This is a genomic window from Shewanella sp. 4t3-1-2LB, assembly GCF_017368415.1.
Taxonomy (GTDB): Bacteria; Pseudomonadota; Gammaproteobacteria; order Enterobacterales; family Shewanellaceae; genus Shewanella; species Shewanella fodinae.
In genome coordinates this window covers 1-373 of record NZ_JAFNJD010000152.1, presented here as the reverse complement: position 1 = coordinate 373, position 373 = coordinate 1, and the positions used below count along the sequence as shown (strand labels likewise).

General features: G+C 47.2%; 1 protein-coding gene. It reads right to left on the bottom strand.

Annotated elements, in window-relative coordinates; all coding sequences use genetic code 11:
• Positions 1–285 (bottom strand): ISAs1 family transposase (locus tag J3L11_RS19065; protein WP_207572011.1); only part of this gene is annotated, 285 nt, incomplete at its 3' end.
• Between the last annotated feature and the right edge of the window lie 88 nt (positions 286–373).

The window sequence follows — 373 nt, the reverse complement described above, 5'->3', positions numbered from 1 at the left end:
CCGCTGCTCATTTACCCAATTCAACAGCGCTTCAAGCAGTGATTCCACAACCACCGTACGCAAGATACGAGCGATTGTATGCCGTCGAGGAATACCATGATTAAATGGGCGGAATTTTTGTAGCCAAGGAAGTTTACTATCACCAAAGGTTTCAATGTCTTGCCAGCCTTCAGCACCCGACATAATAGCGCTTAAGACAAGGAACATGACGTCCACAAGGTTATGTCTTTGGTTGATGTCAGAGCGGGTTTCTTCAACAACCGTCAAGTGTTCGAGTAAGTCCATCAGGGCTGCTAATTGCGAAATGGGCAGCCATTAGATCACAGCATAGAGCTACAACTCAACACGGGCTAAAAAGTACGATCCCGCCCTG